The organism is Nocardia sp. CA-119907, assembly GCF_050955995.1.
GTDB lineage: Bacteria > Actinomycetota > Actinomycetes > Mycobacteriales > Mycobacteriaceae > Nocardia.
This window is the reverse complement of sequence record NZ_CP192091.1, coordinates 5,035,430-5,050,306: the sequence shown is the minus strand read 5'-3', so window position 1 is coordinate 5,050,306 and position 14,877 is coordinate 5,035,430. Positions and strand designations below refer to the sequence as shown.

Sequence of the window (14,877 nt, the reverse complement as noted above, 5' to 3'; positions counted from 1 at the left end):
CGACCCGGGGTGATCCGTTGCTAGCGTCGGATAAGGAGATTCGCAGGAGGTAAAAACGTGCAGGATGCACACAAGAATGTCATTCGCAGGCTTGTGCACGAGGTTTTCGAACAAGGACGCGTCGACGTGGTCGACGAGCTGCTCACCGAGGATTTCGTCGATCATTCGGCACAGCATGCGGAATTCTTTTCCGAGGTTCCGGGCCGTGCGGGGTTCAAGCGTATGGCGCTCATCGCGCGCAGTGGTCTGACGGATTTCGAGGCGGAATTGGATCTGATCGTCGGCGAGGGTGATCTGGTGGCCGCGCGGGTGCTCGCCGCGGGGACGCACACCGCGGAATTCATGGGTGTTCCGCCCACGGGTCAACGGATCAGCCTGTCCGACTTCCACTTCTTCCGTTTCCGCGACGGGAAGGTTCACGAGCATTGGAACCAACTCAATGCGCTCGAGATCATGCAGCAGCTCGGCCTCGTTCCACAGGCGTGAGGCGTCATGACTCCTTTACTCTTGGCGGAACCGTCCGAGCGTTTTTTGGCGGAAGATCATGTGGCCACGCTCACTACATTGCGTCCGGATCGGACGGCCCACGTGGTGCCCGTGCGCTTCACCTGGGACGCGTCGGCGGGCTTGGTCCGCGTCATGACGATCGCCGCACGCCGCAAGACTCGAAATATCGTCGCGGATCCGGACAGCCGCGCGACGATCTGCCAGGTCGCGGGTTTCCGCTGGATCACGCTCGAGGGCCCTGCCGCAGTATTCGATAATCCGGCGCGTATCGCCGAGGCGGTGCGCCGATACACCGCACGCTACGGGTCACCGCCGCCTATGCCGGATGGGCTGGTGGTCATCGAGATCACGGTCGATCGCGTGCTGAGCCTCAACAATTGACATAAACAATTGACAGAACGGAAAAATCGTGAGTGAGAACGTGTCGATACCGGAAGCGCCCGTGAATGAGCCGGTGACGATGATCAATGCCTTCACCGTGCCCGCCGCGGAAGCGGACCGCTTTCTCGAGTTGTGGAGACATAATGCCGCCGCCATGGCGGCGCAACCGGGTTTCATCCGCACTCGCATGTATCGATCGTTGGTCGCCGATGTCGAACTGCGTTTCATTACGCACGCCGAATGGGTGAGCGGAAAGGCTCTCGAGCAGGCCCGGACCGATCCGCAATGGCGAGCATCGATGCGGCGAATGATGGACGACCCCGATTTACATGTCACCCCGCGGCCCGGGGTCTACGAGGTCGCACTGGACGTTCGCCCCGGCGACAGGCCGTGACGCGTGGGCGTGGTTGAGCACCAGCTTCCGCTGAACGGCCGACGGCTCGCCTGCTTGCCGCGAGGCAGCTCCAACCGCGCCCCGAACCGCCCGGCCTGACGTCTCTTTCGGGGACGGGACCGGGCGGCTCGGTGCTATCGGGTTCAGTTCGCGTTGCCGGACTTCGGGTCGAGTGCCAGTTGCGCGAGCGGTGCGAGTGCCGCGATGCCCGCGCCGGCGACCTTGCCGAATTCGCTTGGCAATCCCATGATTCCCTCTCTCGGCCGCCGTCCGGCCGACTACCTAGATCGGCCACCGGGATCCGACCGGCGGTTCACGCGCCGGTGCGGCGAGTGGAGGCCAGGACGGTAAGGACGCCGTAGACGCCACCGGCTACGAGGCTGCTGGACAACCAGGAGAAGTCGGTGTTGCCCAAGGCTTTGGCTATCGGCCCCTGCATGGCGGGGACCATGCCGTACTGCCAGGACCAGCCGGCGAGGAGTCCGACGGCGAGGCTGACCAGGCCGCACGCATTGAACTTCCGGTAGATCGATGTCGTGCCGTCGCGGTAAAGATCCGGGATCGAGAGGATGCGGCGGCGAACCAGGAAGTAATCGACGAGCAGGATGGACATCCACGGGCTGATCCACATCAGGATCGACACCATCCAGTTGTCGAAGGCATGCGCGAAACTCGTCGAGTTGATGAACACAGCCAGTACCGCGGATGCCACCACACCGGCGAACAGAGTGACCTTCCATCGGGCGATACGGATGCCGATGGTCAGCGCGGCCAGCGAGCACGAGTACAGATTGAGGATGTTGGTGGCGATCGGGCCGTGCATGATCAGCAGCAGTACCGGGACGGCGAGCGTGCCGAAGGTGCTGACCACGAGAGTGGACGGGTCGGCGCTGCCGCCGGCGCTCGCCAGGCAGGCGCCGAGAGCGGCGAGCCAGACGGTGGGCAGATACATCCCGGCCGACGATGCGAAGAACACGGTCCTGGTGTGCAGCTTCGGCCGAGCGAATCGGCTGTAGTCCGCCGCGTAAGGGATCCAGGTGAGGCCCCAGCCGACACCGATGGCTGTGACGAGTTGCGTTATCGCGGTGAGCTTCCCGCCGGGCGTCGCGGCCGGGGCGGCGGTCCAGTCCAGGTGCGTGCGGGCGAGCGCCGCCACGGTCATCACCACCATCACCGCGATGGTGAGGGGGACCGTGTACTTCTCGAACGTGCGGATCGCGTAGAACCCGTAGAGTGCGAGCGCGAGCTGAACCACCATGATGATCGCCGCCACGACGACCTTCAGCTCCATGCCGCCCCGGATGCCGATCTGGTCGAGCACGGCGAGCACGAGATCGAGCACGACCCAGGTGTTCACCCCCACCCACGCCATGGTCAGCAGGCCTTGGACGAGGGCGGGCAGCACAGCTCCGGTGATGCCGAACGCCGAACGTCCGAGCACCATCTGATTGACGGCCGTACGGTGGCCGATGACATTGAACAGGCCGAATACCGCACAGCCGAAGAGATTTCCGACCGAGACGACGATCAGCGTTTCGATCAGGCTCAGCCCGAGGGCGATTCCGAGTGCGCCGAGCACCCAGTTGATGGGCGCGATATTCGCGCCACACCAGATCCAGAACAGCTCCCAGGAAGAGCAGTCCCGCTCCCGGTCGGGAATGGGGAGTACACCGTGAGCGTCGAACCGGACGCCGGTGTCGCCGATATCCGGGGCTGTGGTCGCCGTGCTTGTGGTGCCGGTCGGTTGCGGGGATGACATGACTGCCTCTTTCGGTAGTGATTCATCTCATAACAGCACCGCTCGACGCGAGAGAGGGATGTGTATTCATCTATCGATAGCCATCTGCTGTGTACATTTCTATAGGTGTTGACCATTGCGCGACTTGTCGCTGATCCGGCGTTGGGGCTGCGGGTGATGACGCCGCAACTCACTGAACGACTGGCGGCGGAAATCCGCTGGCTGCACACCACGGAACTACCCGACCCGTCGCGATACGTCCGGCCCGGCGAGCTGGTGCTGACCAACGGCCTGTGGTTGCCGCACGTTTCGTCGGAGCGGTTCGTCGACGCGGTGGCGCGGGCGGGTGCCATCGGACTGGTGTTCGGGTTGACGGCGCAGACCCCAGTCCTTCCCGAAGAGCTTGCCGCGCTGTGCATTTCGCATGGTCTGCCACTGGTAGAACTGTGCATCGGGGTGCCGTTCGCCGCGCTCACTCGGGCCGCAGCCCGGATCCAGAACGAGGTGCTGCAGGCGGAACTGACCGCGACCATCCGCCGCGGGGACGCGCTGGCCACTGCGCTCTCGCGCGGCAGCGGCGCGGCGGGCGTGCTCGAAATCCTGCGTGGCGAAACGGAACTGCCGTTGCTGGTCGTTGATCGCAAGGGGCGCTGCCTGGCCAGTATCGGCTGCGAACCGACCGGGGAGCAGGTCCGCCTCGCCGCCGCGGCGCTCAACCGCACGCCACCGCCGATCGAGGTCGATCTGCTGGGGTCAGGACCGTCCGCGCTCTACCTCATCGAGGGCGTGATGGGGGAGATCGACGCCGGGCTGTACTGCCTGGCACCGGCCACCGAACTGGCCGCGGCCGATCGGGAAGCTCTCGACCAGGCCACTCGATTCTTGAGCCTGGAGGTCACCAAACAGCAGGCAGTACATGCCATCGAGGCGCGCTTCGCGGCCGAGCTGCTCGAGATGATCCTCTCCGGGCCGCGGCGCAGCGGTGAGGTGAGCCAGCGGCTGCGCGCGTACGGGGTGCCGTCGGACCAACCGCTGGGGGTGTTCGCGCTGGCACCGGTATCCCCGTCCGGCAGCCCCGACCTGTCGCCCGACGATATCGCCGACGCCGTCGGCGCGTTCTTCGCCACGCACGGCATACCGGTGTTCACCGCGGCGGGAAGCCGGGACATGGTGGCCGTCTGTCCGTGGGAGCACACGTCGGAGGAGCTGACGCGTTTCGCCCGCGAGCTCTCGGCGGAGGTCGGTAGGCGAGTGCCCGCTGCACGGATCGTCATCGGGCTCGGTGAGATCGCTACCGCCGCAGGCGCATTGCGGGAACCACTGGTGCGTGCCAGAGAAGTCTGCCAAGTGCTGCGCGGGCAGGACGGCCGGGACACGGCCTCCTTCGCCGATATCGCTACCTTCCGGATGTTGCTGGGCCTGCTCGACGAACAAGTGCTGCACCGGTTCACCGATCAGGTGCTCGGCATCATCCGCGAGCACGACGCTCGCGCGCACACCGAACTCGAACACACTCTGCGAACCTTCCTGCGCCATGACGGCCAATGGGGTGTGACGGCCGCAGCCTTGCATGTGCACGTCAACACCCTGCGCAACCGCATGGCTCGGATCACCGAGTTGACCGGCCGCAACGTCAATCGGCTCGAGGACACCGTCGACCTCTTCCTGGCCTTGGCGGCCGAGACCGTCGGACCGGGCACCGCATCGCGCGTGGCTGTGCGGTGACCGGCCGACGCGAAATCAGTTCGGGTACACCGCCGGATCCACGTCATAGCTCGGCAGCGGGCGATGCGGAGTTGCCACATCCTCGCGCGCCCAGACCGCCACATCGCGACAGCGCGCGAAGGTCACATCCCCGCACTCCTGGGCATACGCGATGAGGTTGCGCAGAGCCATCATCCGGCCCGGCCGCCCGGTGAGGAACGGGTGCAGGCACACATTGAACAAACAGCCGTAATGCCGCATCCCGTCGAGTTCGGCGCGCCACATCCGCTCGACCTTGACCGGTGATTCGATGACCGAGCCGATACGCGGCTCGGGAAGATACGCGTACTGCTCCCAATCATCGAGCGACCAGTGCACCGGCAGCTCCACCACCGGCGCGTGCGTGCCGTCGACCAGGTACGGCCGGTCGTCACCCATCAGCGACGAGTCGTAGGCCAGCCCGTATTCGGCGACCAGGCCGATGGTTTCGCGGCTGGCGCTCCACATCGCCGCACGATGTCCGGCGATGTCGATGCCCTGTGCGGCGAAAACATCCAGTGCGCGGACGAAATCCGCGCGTTCTGCGCCAGGCGGCAACGAGGTGGGCGCACGGTGACTGTAGGAGTGGTGCGCGACCTCGTGCCCGCGGTCGACGATCGAACGGGCCAGGCCCGGACGCTGCTCCGCCACCCAGCCCGGCACGAAGAATGTTGCGGCAATGGCCATCTCGTCGAGCAGATCGAGGATCCGCGGCACGCCGACATCCGGGCCGTAGGACTGGTGTGACATCACCATGGGATGGTCGGCGTAGTGACGCCCTTCCGCGAGGATGGGCGTCTCCGCGTCGACATCGAAGGTGAGTGTCGCCACGGCGGCGGCGCCGCGGGTCCAGTCGCGTCCGCTCATTTGTCGGTTCGTGCGCGCCATGCCGCGGCACAGTCCAGAGTGGCCATGGGATGCAGCATCTCATGGTCGAACGGCGCCAACGGCGCCCCCGTCTCGACCCGGCGCGGCAGGTCCGGATTCGCCAGCGCCCCTTGGCCGAGGGACAGCACATCGGCGTGCCCGCCGGTCAGGACATCGGCGGCCTGGGGGAGCGCGTGCATGCCCCCATTGGCGATGACCGGGCGGCCGGACACCTCACGAGCCAGCTGCGTGATGGTCGCGCCGCTCGGGAAACGCGAGGTCTCGATGAAATTCCTACCCTCACTGGCGATATGCAGGTAGGTCGCGTCGGACAGGGCCGCGAAGACGACCCGCGCGTCGGCGTCGGCGCCGGGCCAACGGTAAGCGAAGTCGTTGACCTTGGTCTGCGACAGTCGCACACCGACGGGGAAATCACCGAGCGCATCGCGAACGGCCTGCAGCACGCGCACGGTCAGGCGGATCCGATTCTGCACCGGACCGCCGTAATCATCGGTGCGCTGATTGGTGTAGTCGGTGAGGAACTGGTCGAGCAGATAGCCGTTGGCCGCGTGAATCTCGATCCCGTCGAAACCCGCCGCCCGGGCGTTCTCGGCGGCGATGGTGTATCCGGTGATGACATCGTCGATGTCGCGCGCGGTCATTTCCCGGGGCGCGTTCCAGGCGCCGCCAGCGCCGCCGTAGTCGGCCATCATCTGCCCGCGCGGCGCAACGGCCGACGGTCCGATGGTCTCGAAGCCATAGGCGTTGCCCTGCGAGATGGCTCCGGCGTGCATCAACTGCGCGATGATCGGTCCCCCGGCACTGTGCACGGCGTCGACCACCGCACGCCATCCGGTGATGTGCTTGTCGGTGACCAAGCCGGGCTGATCGAAATAGCCCTGGCTGTGGGCGGCATCCGGGTAGATGCCCTCGGTGATGATCAAGCCGAATCCGCCGGCCGCGTACTCGCGGTAGTACTCGGCCATCTGGGCGGTCGGCGTCCCGTCGGGTTCGGCGGAGATGCGTGTCATAGGGGCGACGGCGAACCGGTTGCGTAACTTCAGCGAGTCGAGGCCGAACGGCTCGAGCGCGGGATGGGCCAGTTCGAGTTCAGTGGTGGTCATCGGTGTTCTCCTCGGTAGTCGGGGGCAAGATGGTCAAGGCCAGTGGAGTGGGTCCGGCGCCGTTGATGACGTTGTGGTCCTGCGGACAGGACGAGACGACGACGATGCAGGCCATGTCTGCGCGGAAGGTGATCGAATCCCCGGGCGCGGTGGCGGCCTCGAGCCAGGACAGCTCCCCGTCCGCGGCGACGGGGATGCGCATGAAGACGTTGATCGGTTGCGGAATGAACGGCAGCGCCGGGTGGCCGAGGTCTGCCATCGCTTGCCGCAGATTGTCCGCGCAGCTGGCGTGATTCGGATCGCCGTATGCCGCATAGCGTTCCGGATCGCAGGCGGCGATCAACATGTCGTGCCGACCCGGGGAGGTGTCGGCCAGATAGGTGAGGATGGGGCGCCGCCGATTGGTCACGAAGGATTCGCCCAACTCGGGGAACAGGCGGCTGATGTGGGTGCGGGTGTGCGAGGCGCTGTGATGTTCGGTGATGTCATCGATGTTGTAGGCGAATACATCGCCCACTTGGCCGCCGGCGACGTCGGTGATCTGTAATCGCTCGCCCTTGCGCAAGGTCACCGATCGGGCCTGCCTGGCCGGTATGGTCACCGGCTCCGGGTAGCTCAACGCTGTCATGCAGCCCAGTCAACAGATCTGCAGCGGCCACTGAGAATGGATATATACACACTCTTGGGGCCATTGAGTAGATGTTCACACATACCCGCACGGACGCCTGCGCGATAGCGTGTGCTCTATTCATTCCGGACCCGAGCATCTGGAGTACCTACCCATGACTACCGCCACCGCAATGGCGCAGGCCCTCGCGAGCGGCGAGACCACGTCGGCGCAGCTGGTTGCCGCCGCAATCGACCATGCCCGGCAACCTGATTCGGCCGCGGTGATGATTACCGTCACCGGCGACCGTGCCCGCTACCAGGCCGAGGCGTGCGACCGCCGCGCCCTGCGCGGCACCCGCCGCAGCAGGCTCGACGGAGTCCCCATCGTGTGGAAGGACGTATTCGACGTCCAAGGCACCGTCACGACCTGCGGCTCGGCCAGCCACCTGCATGATGAACCCGCCGCCACAGACAGTCACCTCGTGCGTCGTGTGCACGACGGCGGACTTGTCACCATCGGCAAAACCAATCTCAGCGAGTTCGCCTTCTCGGGACTCGGGATCAACCTCTGCTTCGGTACGCCCGGCAATCCCGTCGACCCGGAGCTGATCCCAGGCGGATCGTCCTCCGGATCCGCGGTCGCGGTCGCTCGCGGGATCGTTCCGCTGGCGGTGGGGACCGACACCTCCGGATCCGTGCGCGTGCCCGCGGCTCTGTGTGGCATCGTCGGGTACCGCGCCAGCCCGGGCAGATATGGCCCCCATGACTTCGCGCCGCTGTCGGCGACGCTCGACAGTGTCGGCATGTTCGCGACCACCGTCGAAGACCTCGCCGCTCTCGACCGTGTGCTCGTCCCCGGCGGGTCCGGACGTGGCCAGCTACCGCCGCGGTTCGTCGTTCCCGCGGGCGAATGGTCCGAAGACGTCGCGGTCGAGATATCCGAGGACTTCGACCGCGCTGTCGCCGGACTCCGTGCCGCAGGCGCTGACGTTCGGATCTGTCATATGCCTTCGCTGTCGAATGCCCAGAAGCTGATGGACGACAACGGAACGATCGTCGGCGCCGAGGCTTTCCGACTGCATCGCCACCGGCTCGACTCGACGCTGCCCATCGAACTCGCTACCCGGCGCAGACTCGAAAACAACACGCGTACAAGTAATTCCATCGGCCCCGTTTATGCCGCGATGTCTGTCTTGCGTGCCGAGTTCGCCGCGGACCTCGGTGACGCTACGCTCCTGTGCCCCACCGTGCGCCGCATCCCACCGAGCGCAGCCGACCTCCGGTCCGACCCGGATTGGTACGACAGTGCCAACGCTGCCGTCCTGCGCACCACGATGGTGCTCAGCTACCTCGGCAGTTGCGGCATCACCTTGCCCGCACCTGCCGTGCGACCGGGGCCCCGCACCGGCATCCTCCTTTCCCGACCGTCCGACGACGACGTAGCCCTTCTGAACTGTGCGGCCTGGGTACAGCGCGTCACGACCACGGCTATCTGAGGAGTGCGGGAGCGCCGCCGCACCGGTGACGGTGGCACTCCGTCGAACACCCGAGCGGGGCAATGCCACACCGCCAGCTAATTGGTTAGCGCAAGTAACCTATGTATAGTTGCGTAGCACAAGCAACTAATCTCGTGCTGGGAGTGGACATGGCAGTGTCACCCGATACGGCTCAGAGCCTGATAAAGGAGCTCTATCTCATGGGCCGGGCGATCCGCGCTGCCCTCTCTCACCCGGAAGAAGGGCACCTGCTTCCAGGGGGTGTCGGCGTGCTGGGCTCCCTAGAGGCCAGGGGGCGGTGCCGACAGGTGGATCTGGCCGTGGACTTGTGCATCAGCCCATCGACACTGAGCAGACATGTCGCCGAGCTGGTGAGCTCCGGCGACATTGCCCGCCATGCCGATCCCAGCGACGGCCGGGCCACCCTCATCCAAATCACCGACCAGGGACGCGATCTGCTGCGGCGCATCCGAGTGTCGCGGGCACGGGGATTGCAGGCTGCTCTCGCCGATTGGAGCGAGGACGAAGCCGAGCAGGCCGCCATGGTTGTGCAGAAGCTCAGGAATTCACTGGCCGCAGTCGCGCACCACAGCACGGTGGGCGAGAACGAGCCGGTTTCGACGGAGAGTCAGGAAGTGGATGTCTAATTCAGTCGATGCGGGGACGCGGCGCGATCCAGATGCGATGACCCATCGTCAGGTCCTGGAAGCCATGACCGGGCTGCTGGCAGCGCTGTTCACGGCGCTGCTCAGCACCACGATCGTGTCGACCGCGCTACCCACGATCGTCGGAGACCTGGAGGGGTCGCAGACCGCATACGCCTGGGTCATCACCACAGCGCTGCTGGCCAACGCCGCGTCGACCCCGATCTGGGGCAAGTTCGCCGATCTGTTCAACAAGAAGCTGTTGGTCCAGTCGGCCATCGTCATCTTCGTCGTCGGTTCGGTGATCGCAGGCGTCGCGGGCAACGTGCCCATGCTGTTGGCGGCACGCGTCATCCAGGGTGTCGGCATGGGCGGGTTGACCGCGCTCGTCGTCGCGATCATCGGCTCCATCGTCGCGCCGCGCGAACGCGGACGGTATTCCGGCTATATGGGTGCCGTGATGGCGGTTTCGATGTCGGGTGGACCCATCCTCGGCGGCGTCATCGTCGACAGTCCGCTCGGCTGGCGCTGGTGCTTCTTCGTGTGTGTGCCCCTGGCCGTGATCGCACTGGTGCTGTTGCAGGCGACCTTGCGGCTGCCCACCGAGCGCAAGGACGGCGTGTCGATCGACTGGCTCGGCGCCACACTGCTCACCGGCGGTGTATCGGTCCTGCTCGTTTGGGTGTCGTTCGTCGGGAAGGCCGGCTACTACGCCTGGCTCTCCAGAGAATCGGCCCTTTACGTCGGTATCGGCGTGCTGCTGCTGGTCGCGACCGTATGGGTCGAGTCCCGCGCCAAGTCGCCGATCATCCCACTGGCGATCGTCACCGAACGCACCACCGGTCTGGCCATCATCGCCTCGATCGCGGTCGGAGTCGGCATGTTCGGTGCGACCACTTTCCTGGGCCAGTATTTCCAGACCGCACGCGGATACTCGCCGACTGTGGCCGGTGTGCTGACCATCCCGATGGTCGCGGGCATGCTCGTCGCCTCGGTCGGCTCCGGACAGCTGATCACCCGGTTCGGCAAGTGGAAGCCATTCGTCGTCGCAGGCGGCGCGCTGCTGGTGGTCGGATTCACGCTGCTCTCGACGATCGACCACGCCACGAACCTATGGCTGGTCGGCATGTACATCGCCATTGTCGGGCTCGGCGTCGGCATGATGATGCAGAACCTGGTGCTGGCCGTGCAGAACACGGTGAGCGTGCACAACATCGGCGCGGCGTCCAGCAGCGTCGCCTTCTTCCGCACGTTCGGCGGCGCGATCGGCGTCTCGGTCCTCGGTTCGGTGCTGGCTACCCGAGTGAGCGAGCTGTCGGCAGAAGGTTTCGCCAGGCTCGGTGTGCAGACCGGGTCCTCCGGCGGCAGCAACCTGAATCTCGATGCCTTGCCGACACCGATAGCCACGATCGTGCGCGCCTCCTACGGTGATGCGACCGGCCGGATCTTCCTCATCGCCGCGGCTGCGACGGTCGTCGCCCTCATTGCGACCACGCTGCTGCCGAACCGCCCGCTGCGCCGCACGATCGACATCGATCCGGCCGTCGACCCGACCACGAAAAAGTCTGCGTCGCAGGACAATCCGACCGCCGCGGACGGCATGGCGGCACTGGATGCCGAACTGGCCGAATTCGCGGCGTCGAGCGGGGACGAAAACCAACTCTGGGAAGACGCCGAGCGAGTGTTGTCCGAGCCTGAACCGGTGCCGGCTGCCTCGGTCGGGGGGCATGCGTCGGTACAACAGAACGGCCGTGTGTATCGGGTTGTTGCGCAGACCGGTCTGTCGACTGCCGGCTTGTCCGGGTCGGACTTCGACGGTGGGGCGTTGGGGGGTCGTGTCCATCGTGAGGACGGTCGTCCGGTGCCGGGTGCGGTATTGACGTTGATCGATCACGGTGGCCGTCAGGTCGCGCGGGCCAACAGTGCTGCTGATGGTGGTTATGCGATTACCGCGCCGGAGACGGGGGGTTATGTGTTGATCGTGTCGGCGATGGGGCACCAGCCGACCGCGGTCAATGTGTCGGTCGATCAGCGGCCCCAGCGCCTGGATCTGACCTTGGTGGGTTCCGGTGAGTTGTCGGGTGTGGTCCGTACCGCGGGCCACGGTATGCCGCTGTCGGGTGCGACGGTCATGTTGACCGATTTGCGTGGTGAGGTGGTCGGGGCGGCTGTCACCGGCGGCGACGGCACTTACGTGTGCCACGGTGTGGTGTCGGGTGTCTACACCTTGGTCGCGGTCGCTGAGCATATGCGTCCCAGTGCCACCACATTGACGGTGCCGGACAGTGGTGTGTTGCGCCACGACATCGAGTTGGCTGCGATGGCGGTGCTTGCCGGGTCCGCGTGGGCCGACGGCGGCCGGGCGGTGCCGGATGTGCTGGTCAGTGTCCTCGACGCGGAGGGTGAGGTGACCGCGACGGCACGCACCGACGAGAACGGCTGTTATGTCGTGACCGATCTGCTCGAAGGGCAGTACACCGTGGTCGCTCGTGGTTATCCGCCGGTGACCGGGCAGGTCACCGTGTCCGGTGGCGAGGTCGCCTATGACGTGCGGCTCGGTTACGACGAGCCTGGGGATCGTTGATGAGCGGGTTGACCGGTCGTGTTTGCGCCGCACAGGGGTGGCCGGTGCCGGATGCGGTGTTGACGGTGACGGATTCGCGGGGGCGCCAGATCTCCCGCGCGGTCGTCGACGAGACCGGGGCGGTGGGCACCGAACTGTTGCCCGCCGGTGTTCATATCGCCGTGCTCACTGCCGTCGGGTTCGAGCCGGTGGCGCGGACCGTGCAGATCTCTTCGGCGGGGACGGGTGTGCTCGGTGAGGTGGCGTTGGTGCCGGTCGTGGGGGCGGTGGCGTCGCCGCCGCCGGGGCCGTGGACGATCGATCCGGTGCATTCGACGGTGATCGCAACTGCGCGTCATCTGGGTATTGCGAGTGTCAAGGCCCGATTCGCGGAGGTGAGTGGGCGGCTCGATATCGCTGAGCCGTTCGAGCGGTCCACGGGGCACGCGGAGATCAAGGCGGAGGGTATCGATACCGGTAACTCGATGCGTGACGATCACCTGCGTTCGCCGGAGTTCTTGGATGTCGACAGTTATCCGATGATCGCTTTCACCGGCAGCGGGCTGCGTCGTACCGGTGGTGACACCTGGGTGATGTCGGGTGAGCTGACCCTGCACGGGCAGCGTCGCTCGGTCGATCTCGACGTGACCTACGGCGGGTTCGGACCGGATCCGTGGGGTGGTGTGCGCGCCGCGTTCCACGCCGAAACACTATTGCACCGCAACGATTTCGCGATCGATTACAACGCCGTCGTGCGCGCGGGAGTGGCCGCCATCGGCACCACCGTCGAACTCGACCTCGATATCGAAGTCGTACACGGCGAGCAGCTACCCGCAATCTAGGTGACTGCGGCCGAAATATCTTGTACTGGAAGAGCATTGGGCGAATTGCGCGTTCGCGACGAAGATGCGATCACGCGGTCGGTCGTGTCGATCTTGTTGACCTCCTCCGCCGACGCGGCGTCGGTGATCCGGCCGCCCGCACTCGTCGCGCGGGCGGCCGATTTCATGACCGATCAGTAGGTGTAGAAACCGCGGCCGGTCTTGCGGCCCAGGTATCCGGCGTCGACCATGCGGCGCAGTAGCACTGGCGGTGCGTACTGGGGTTCGCCGAACTCGGCGTAGAGGGACTCGGCGACGGCGAGCGTGACATCCAGGCCGACAGTGTCGGTCAGACGCAGCGGACCCATCGGGTGGGCGCAGCCGCTGACCATACCCTCGTCGATGTCCTCGGCACTGGCGAAACCGGTCTCGAACATGCGGATCGCGTTGCACAGGTAGGGGATCAGCAGGGCGTTGACGATGAAGCCGGCCTGATCCTTGGATTCGATGGTGCGCTTACCCAGCGTGTCGCGTGTGTAGGCGGTCACCTTGTCGACGACCGCACGCTCGGTCTTGAGAGTCACGACAATCTCGACCAGCGGCAGCACCGGGACCGGGTTGAAGAAGTGCACACCCACCACCCGGCCCGGGTCGGCGGTGGCATTGGCCAGCCGGATGACCGGGATCGACGAGGTATTGGTGGCAAGGATGGTCTCGGGAGAGACGATGGCATCCAGCTTGGTGAAGAAGTCGGCCTTGAGCGATTCGATCTCCGGCGCGGCCTCGATGACCAGCTCGCGGTCGGCGAAATCGTCGATCGAGGTGGTGAGCGTGATGTGGGCGCGGGCCGCGTCGGCGGCGGCCTGTTCGAGGCGGCCGGACTTCACCGCGCGAGCCAGGGACTTCTCGATACGCCCGACGGCGGCATCGGCCGCCTCGGTGTCGCGTTCGAGAACCAGGACCGACCCGCCCGCGCGGGCGGCTACCTCGGCGATACCGGCACCCATGGTGCCGCCGCCGATCACGCCGATGCGTTCCACTTTCGATTTCTCCTTGCCACTCGGGTTACTCGCAGACATCCTTCTAGATCGGGCGCACCCACCATCAGCGGGGCGGACACTGTGAGGTCTGATCAACTGATAGCGAGTTCGCCGGGCGGGCGAGCATACCTTCGGCGACCTCGCCTCGAGGTAGTCGATGGTCGGACTGCGCGCTGGGTACCGCCCACAGCAGTCAGCAGGCGCAGGATTTCGGGGTTGAAGGCGTCGGGTCCGCGAGGTCGGTGCCGTGGCTGGTGCGGAGTAGTTGGAGGAAGTGGTCGAGACTGCCTGTCTTGCACAGGATTTCGGCTGGGCTGGTCGCCGACCGTGGTCGCAGATGTGGCGGTCGCTCATGCGTGCGACAGCGGATCGCAACTCGAGCAATCACCCAGCTGGCCGCTACACCGTGGTAGTGGCGGTTGCTTCTTGCTGCTAGCGGTTTCGACGCCGCCACCACAGCAGTGGGAGGGCTGCCAGGGCAGCATCGCGGCGGGGTTTGCTCTTGGCGAAGCCACGAACTGTGCGGTGTTCAGCGGCCTCGCCAACATCGGTCAGGTGTGGGTGTCCACCGAGCGCCTGGTCATGCGCACATAACCCGAAAGTAGAGACATGGTGCCGGTTCCACGGAGTAACCTACGGCTCCATGAGCGCATGCGAGGTTTGCGGTAACGATTACGCTATGCCGATCGTCGTCGAGGCTCAGGGAATGCGGCATGTCTTCGACTGCTTCGAATGTGCGATCCACCGTATGGCACCTATCTGCGAGCACTGCAACTGCAAGATCATCGGCCACGGCGTGGAGGCAGATGGTCGATTCTTCTGCTGTGTGCACTGCGCCGTGTCCGAGGGTGCCAAAGGTTTGGTCGACCACGTGTGAGGGCGGTGTAGTCCTGGGACCAAGGGGTCGGGAGTGCCCCGGCCTGGTTGACTTGTGATCTGAGGACTTGGTC

15 protein-coding genes and 1 pseudogene are annotated in these 14,877 nt (G+C 65.6%); 10 read left to right on the top strand and 6 right to left on the bottom strand.

The features are described from left to right. Window positions 1-57: 57 nt before the first annotated feature. The 3 genes from ACQP2D_RS22240 to ACQP2D_RS22230 are packed head-to-tail and all read left to right on the top strand — an operon-like array spanning window position 58 to window position 1,282. Window positions 58-486, top strand: a complete 429-nt coding sequence (locus tag ACQP2D_RS22240; protein ID WP_433677833.1) for an ester cyclase — start codon at window positions 58-60, stop codon at window positions 484-486. A 6-nt stretch (window positions 487-492) separates the two neighbouring features. Further along, on the top strand, window positions 493-888 hold the full coding sequence (locus tag ACQP2D_RS22235) for a pyridoxamine 5'-phosphate oxidase family protein (RefSeq protein WP_433677832.1): 396 nt from the start codon (window positions 493-495) through the stop codon (window positions 886-888). A gap of 28 nt (window positions 889-916) precedes the next feature. Continuing rightward, on the top strand, window positions 917-1,282 hold the full coding sequence (locus ACQP2D_RS22230) for an antibiotic biosynthesis monooxygenase family protein (protein ID WP_433677831.1): 366 nt from the start codon (window positions 917-919) through the stop codon (window positions 1,280-1,282). A 313-nt stretch (window positions 1,283-1,595) separates the two neighbouring features. Here the strand turns inward: ACQP2D_RS22230 and ACQP2D_RS22225 are convergent, their stop codons facing one another. Further along, window positions 1,596-3,041, bottom strand: coding sequence for a purine-cytosine permease family protein (locus ACQP2D_RS22225; protein ID WP_433677830.1), 1,446 nt, complete (start codon window positions 3,039-3,041; stop codon window positions 1,596-1,598). A 105-nt stretch (window positions 3,042-3,146) separates the two neighbouring features. On the opposite strand from ACQP2D_RS22225, the gene ACQP2D_RS22220 reads away from it, so the two are divergent. Then, window positions 3,147-4,745, top strand: coding sequence for a PucR family transcriptional regulator (locus tag ACQP2D_RS22220; protein WP_433677829.1), 1,599 nt, complete (start codon window positions 3,147-3,149; stop codon window positions 4,743-4,745). Between the two features lie 15 nt (window positions 4,746-4,760). On the opposite strand, the gene ACQP2D_RS22215 is transcribed toward ACQP2D_RS22220, so the two are convergent. From ACQP2D_RS22215 to ACQP2D_RS22205, 3 genes are read right to left on the bottom strand one after another with little or no spacing between them, the layout of a single operon-like run. After that, on the bottom strand, window positions 4,761-5,630 hold the full coding sequence (locus ACQP2D_RS22215) for a polysaccharide deacetylase family protein (protein ID WP_433677828.1): 870 nt from the start codon (window positions 5,628-5,630) through the stop codon (window positions 4,761-4,763). After that, on the bottom strand, window positions 5,627-6,754 hold the full coding sequence (locus ACQP2D_RS22210) for an NADH:flavin oxidoreductase (RefSeq protein WP_433677827.1): 1,128 nt from the start codon (window positions 6,752-6,754) through the stop codon (window positions 5,627-5,629). Before ACQP2D_RS22210 ends, ACQP2D_RS22215 begins: the two co-directional genes overlap by 4 nt. Next, entirely contained in the window at window positions 6,741-7,382 is a 642-nt protein-coding gene (locus tag ACQP2D_RS22205; RefSeq protein ID WP_433677826.1) for a DUF1989 domain-containing protein, read from the bottom strand. Before ACQP2D_RS22205 ends, ACQP2D_RS22210 begins: the two co-directional genes overlap by 14 nt. Window positions 7,383-7,536: 154 nt before the next feature. Between ACQP2D_RS22205 and ACQP2D_RS22200 the strand changes: the two genes are divergently transcribed. From ACQP2D_RS22200 to ACQP2D_RS22180, 5 genes and pseudogenes are all read left to right on the top strand, one after another. After that, window positions 7,537-8,859, top strand: coding sequence for an amidase family protein (locus ACQP2D_RS22200; protein WP_433677825.1), 1,323 nt, complete (start codon window positions 7,537-7,539; stop codon window positions 8,857-8,859). 149 nt (window positions 8,860-9,008) lie between these two features. Further along, the gene (locus tag ACQP2D_RS22195) at window positions 9,009-9,506 is read left to right on the top strand and encodes a MarR family winged helix-turn-helix transcriptional regulator (RefSeq protein WP_433677824.1); all 498 of its coding nucleotides are present in this window, start codon (window positions 9,009-9,011) and stop codon (window positions 9,504-9,506) included. 37 nt (window positions 9,507-9,543) lie between these two features. Then, a pseudogene (locus ACQP2D_RS22190) lies at window positions 9,544-11,055 on the top strand (MDR family MFS transporter); the annotation flags it as partial. Between the two features lie 48 nt (window positions 11,056-11,103). Further along, window positions 11,104-12,087: an MSCRAMM family protein gene (locus tag ACQP2D_RS22185; protein ID WP_433685736.1), complete on the top strand. Its 984-nt coding sequence runs from the start codon at window positions 11,104-11,106 to the stop codon at window positions 12,085-12,087. Further along, window positions 12,087-12,908, top strand: coding sequence for a YceI family protein (locus ACQP2D_RS22180; RefSeq protein ID WP_433677823.1), 822 nt, complete (start codon window positions 12,087-12,089; stop codon window positions 12,906-12,908). The genes ACQP2D_RS22185 and ACQP2D_RS22180 overlap by 1 nt, the downstream gene beginning before the upstream one ends. On the opposite strand, the gene ACQP2D_RS22175 is transcribed toward ACQP2D_RS22180, so the two are convergent. Together ACQP2D_RS22175 and ACQP2D_RS22170 are read right to left on the bottom strand one after the other, a co-directional pair. Beyond that, window positions 12,905-13,075 (bottom strand): hypothetical protein, encoded by a 171-nt coding sequence (locus ACQP2D_RS22175; RefSeq protein ID WP_433677822.1) that lies wholly within the window; start codon window positions 13,073-13,075, stop codon window positions 12,905-12,907. The genes ACQP2D_RS22180 and ACQP2D_RS22175 overlap by 4 nt on opposite strands. A gap of 6 nt (window positions 13,076-13,081) precedes the next feature. Then, window positions 13,082-13,927 carry a 3-hydroxybutyryl-CoA dehydrogenase gene (locus ACQP2D_RS22170; RefSeq protein WP_433677821.1) on the bottom strand — a complete coding sequence of 282 codons (846 nt, stop codon included), beginning with the start codon at window positions 13,925-13,927 and terminating at the stop codon, window positions 13,082-13,084. A gap of 679 nt (window positions 13,928-14,606) precedes the next feature. On the opposite strand from ACQP2D_RS22170, the gene ACQP2D_RS22165 reads away from it, so the two are divergent. After that, complete coding sequence (locus ACQP2D_RS22165; RefSeq protein ID WP_364485020.1) at window positions 14,607-14,804, top strand: hypothetical protein; 198 nt, start codon at window positions 14,607-14,609, stop codon at window positions 14,802-14,804. Window positions 14,805-14,877: the final 73 nt, after the last annotated feature.

What these genes read in the sequence shown, in the direction of transcription:
- ACQP2D_RS22185 (WP_433685736.1), top strand. Translation starts at nt 11,104, where the DNA reads ATGGCGGCACTGGATGCCGAACTGGCCGAATTCGCGGCGTCGAGCGGG.
- ACQP2D_RS22225 (WP_433677830.1), bottom strand. Translation starts at nt 3,041, where the DNA reads ATGTCATCCCCGCAACCGACCGGCACCACAAGCACGGCGACCACAGCC.
- ACQP2D_RS22215 (WP_433677828.1), bottom strand. Translation starts at nt 5,630, where the DNA reads ATGAGCGGACGCGACTGGACCCGCGGCGCCGCCGCCGTGGCGACACTC.
- ACQP2D_RS22235 (WP_433677832.1), top strand. Translation starts at nt 493, where the DNA reads ATGACTCCTTTACTCTTGGCGGAACCGTCCGAGCGTTTTTTGGCGGAA.
- ACQP2D_RS22180 (WP_433677823.1), top strand. Translation starts at nt 12,087, where the DNA reads ATGAGCGGGTTGACCGGTCGTGTTTGCGCCGCACAGGGGTGGCCGGTG.
- ACQP2D_RS22165 (WP_364485020.1), top strand. Translation starts at nt 14,607, where the DNA reads ATGCCGATCGTCGTCGAGGCTCAGGGAATGCGGCATGTCTTCGACTGC.
- ACQP2D_RS22200 (WP_433677825.1), top strand. Translation starts at nt 7,537, where the DNA reads ATGACTACCGCCACCGCAATGGCGCAGGCCCTCGCGAGCGGCGAGACC.
- ACQP2D_RS22210 (WP_433677827.1), bottom strand. Translation starts at nt 6,754, where the DNA reads ATGACCACCACTGAACTCGAACTGGCCCATCCCGCGCTCGAGCCGTTC.
- ACQP2D_RS22205 (WP_433677826.1), bottom strand. Translation starts at nt 7,382, where the DNA reads ATGACAGCGTTGAGCTACCCGGAGCCGGTGACCATACCGGCCAGGCAG.
- ACQP2D_RS22175 (WP_433677822.1), bottom strand. Translation starts at nt 13,075, where the DNA reads ATGAAATCGGCCGCCCGCGCGACGAGTGCGGGCGGCCGGATCACCGAC.
- ACQP2D_RS22195 (WP_433677824.1), top strand. Translation starts at nt 9,009, where the DNA reads ATGGCAGTGTCACCCGATACGGCTCAGAGCCTGATAAAGGAGCTCTAT.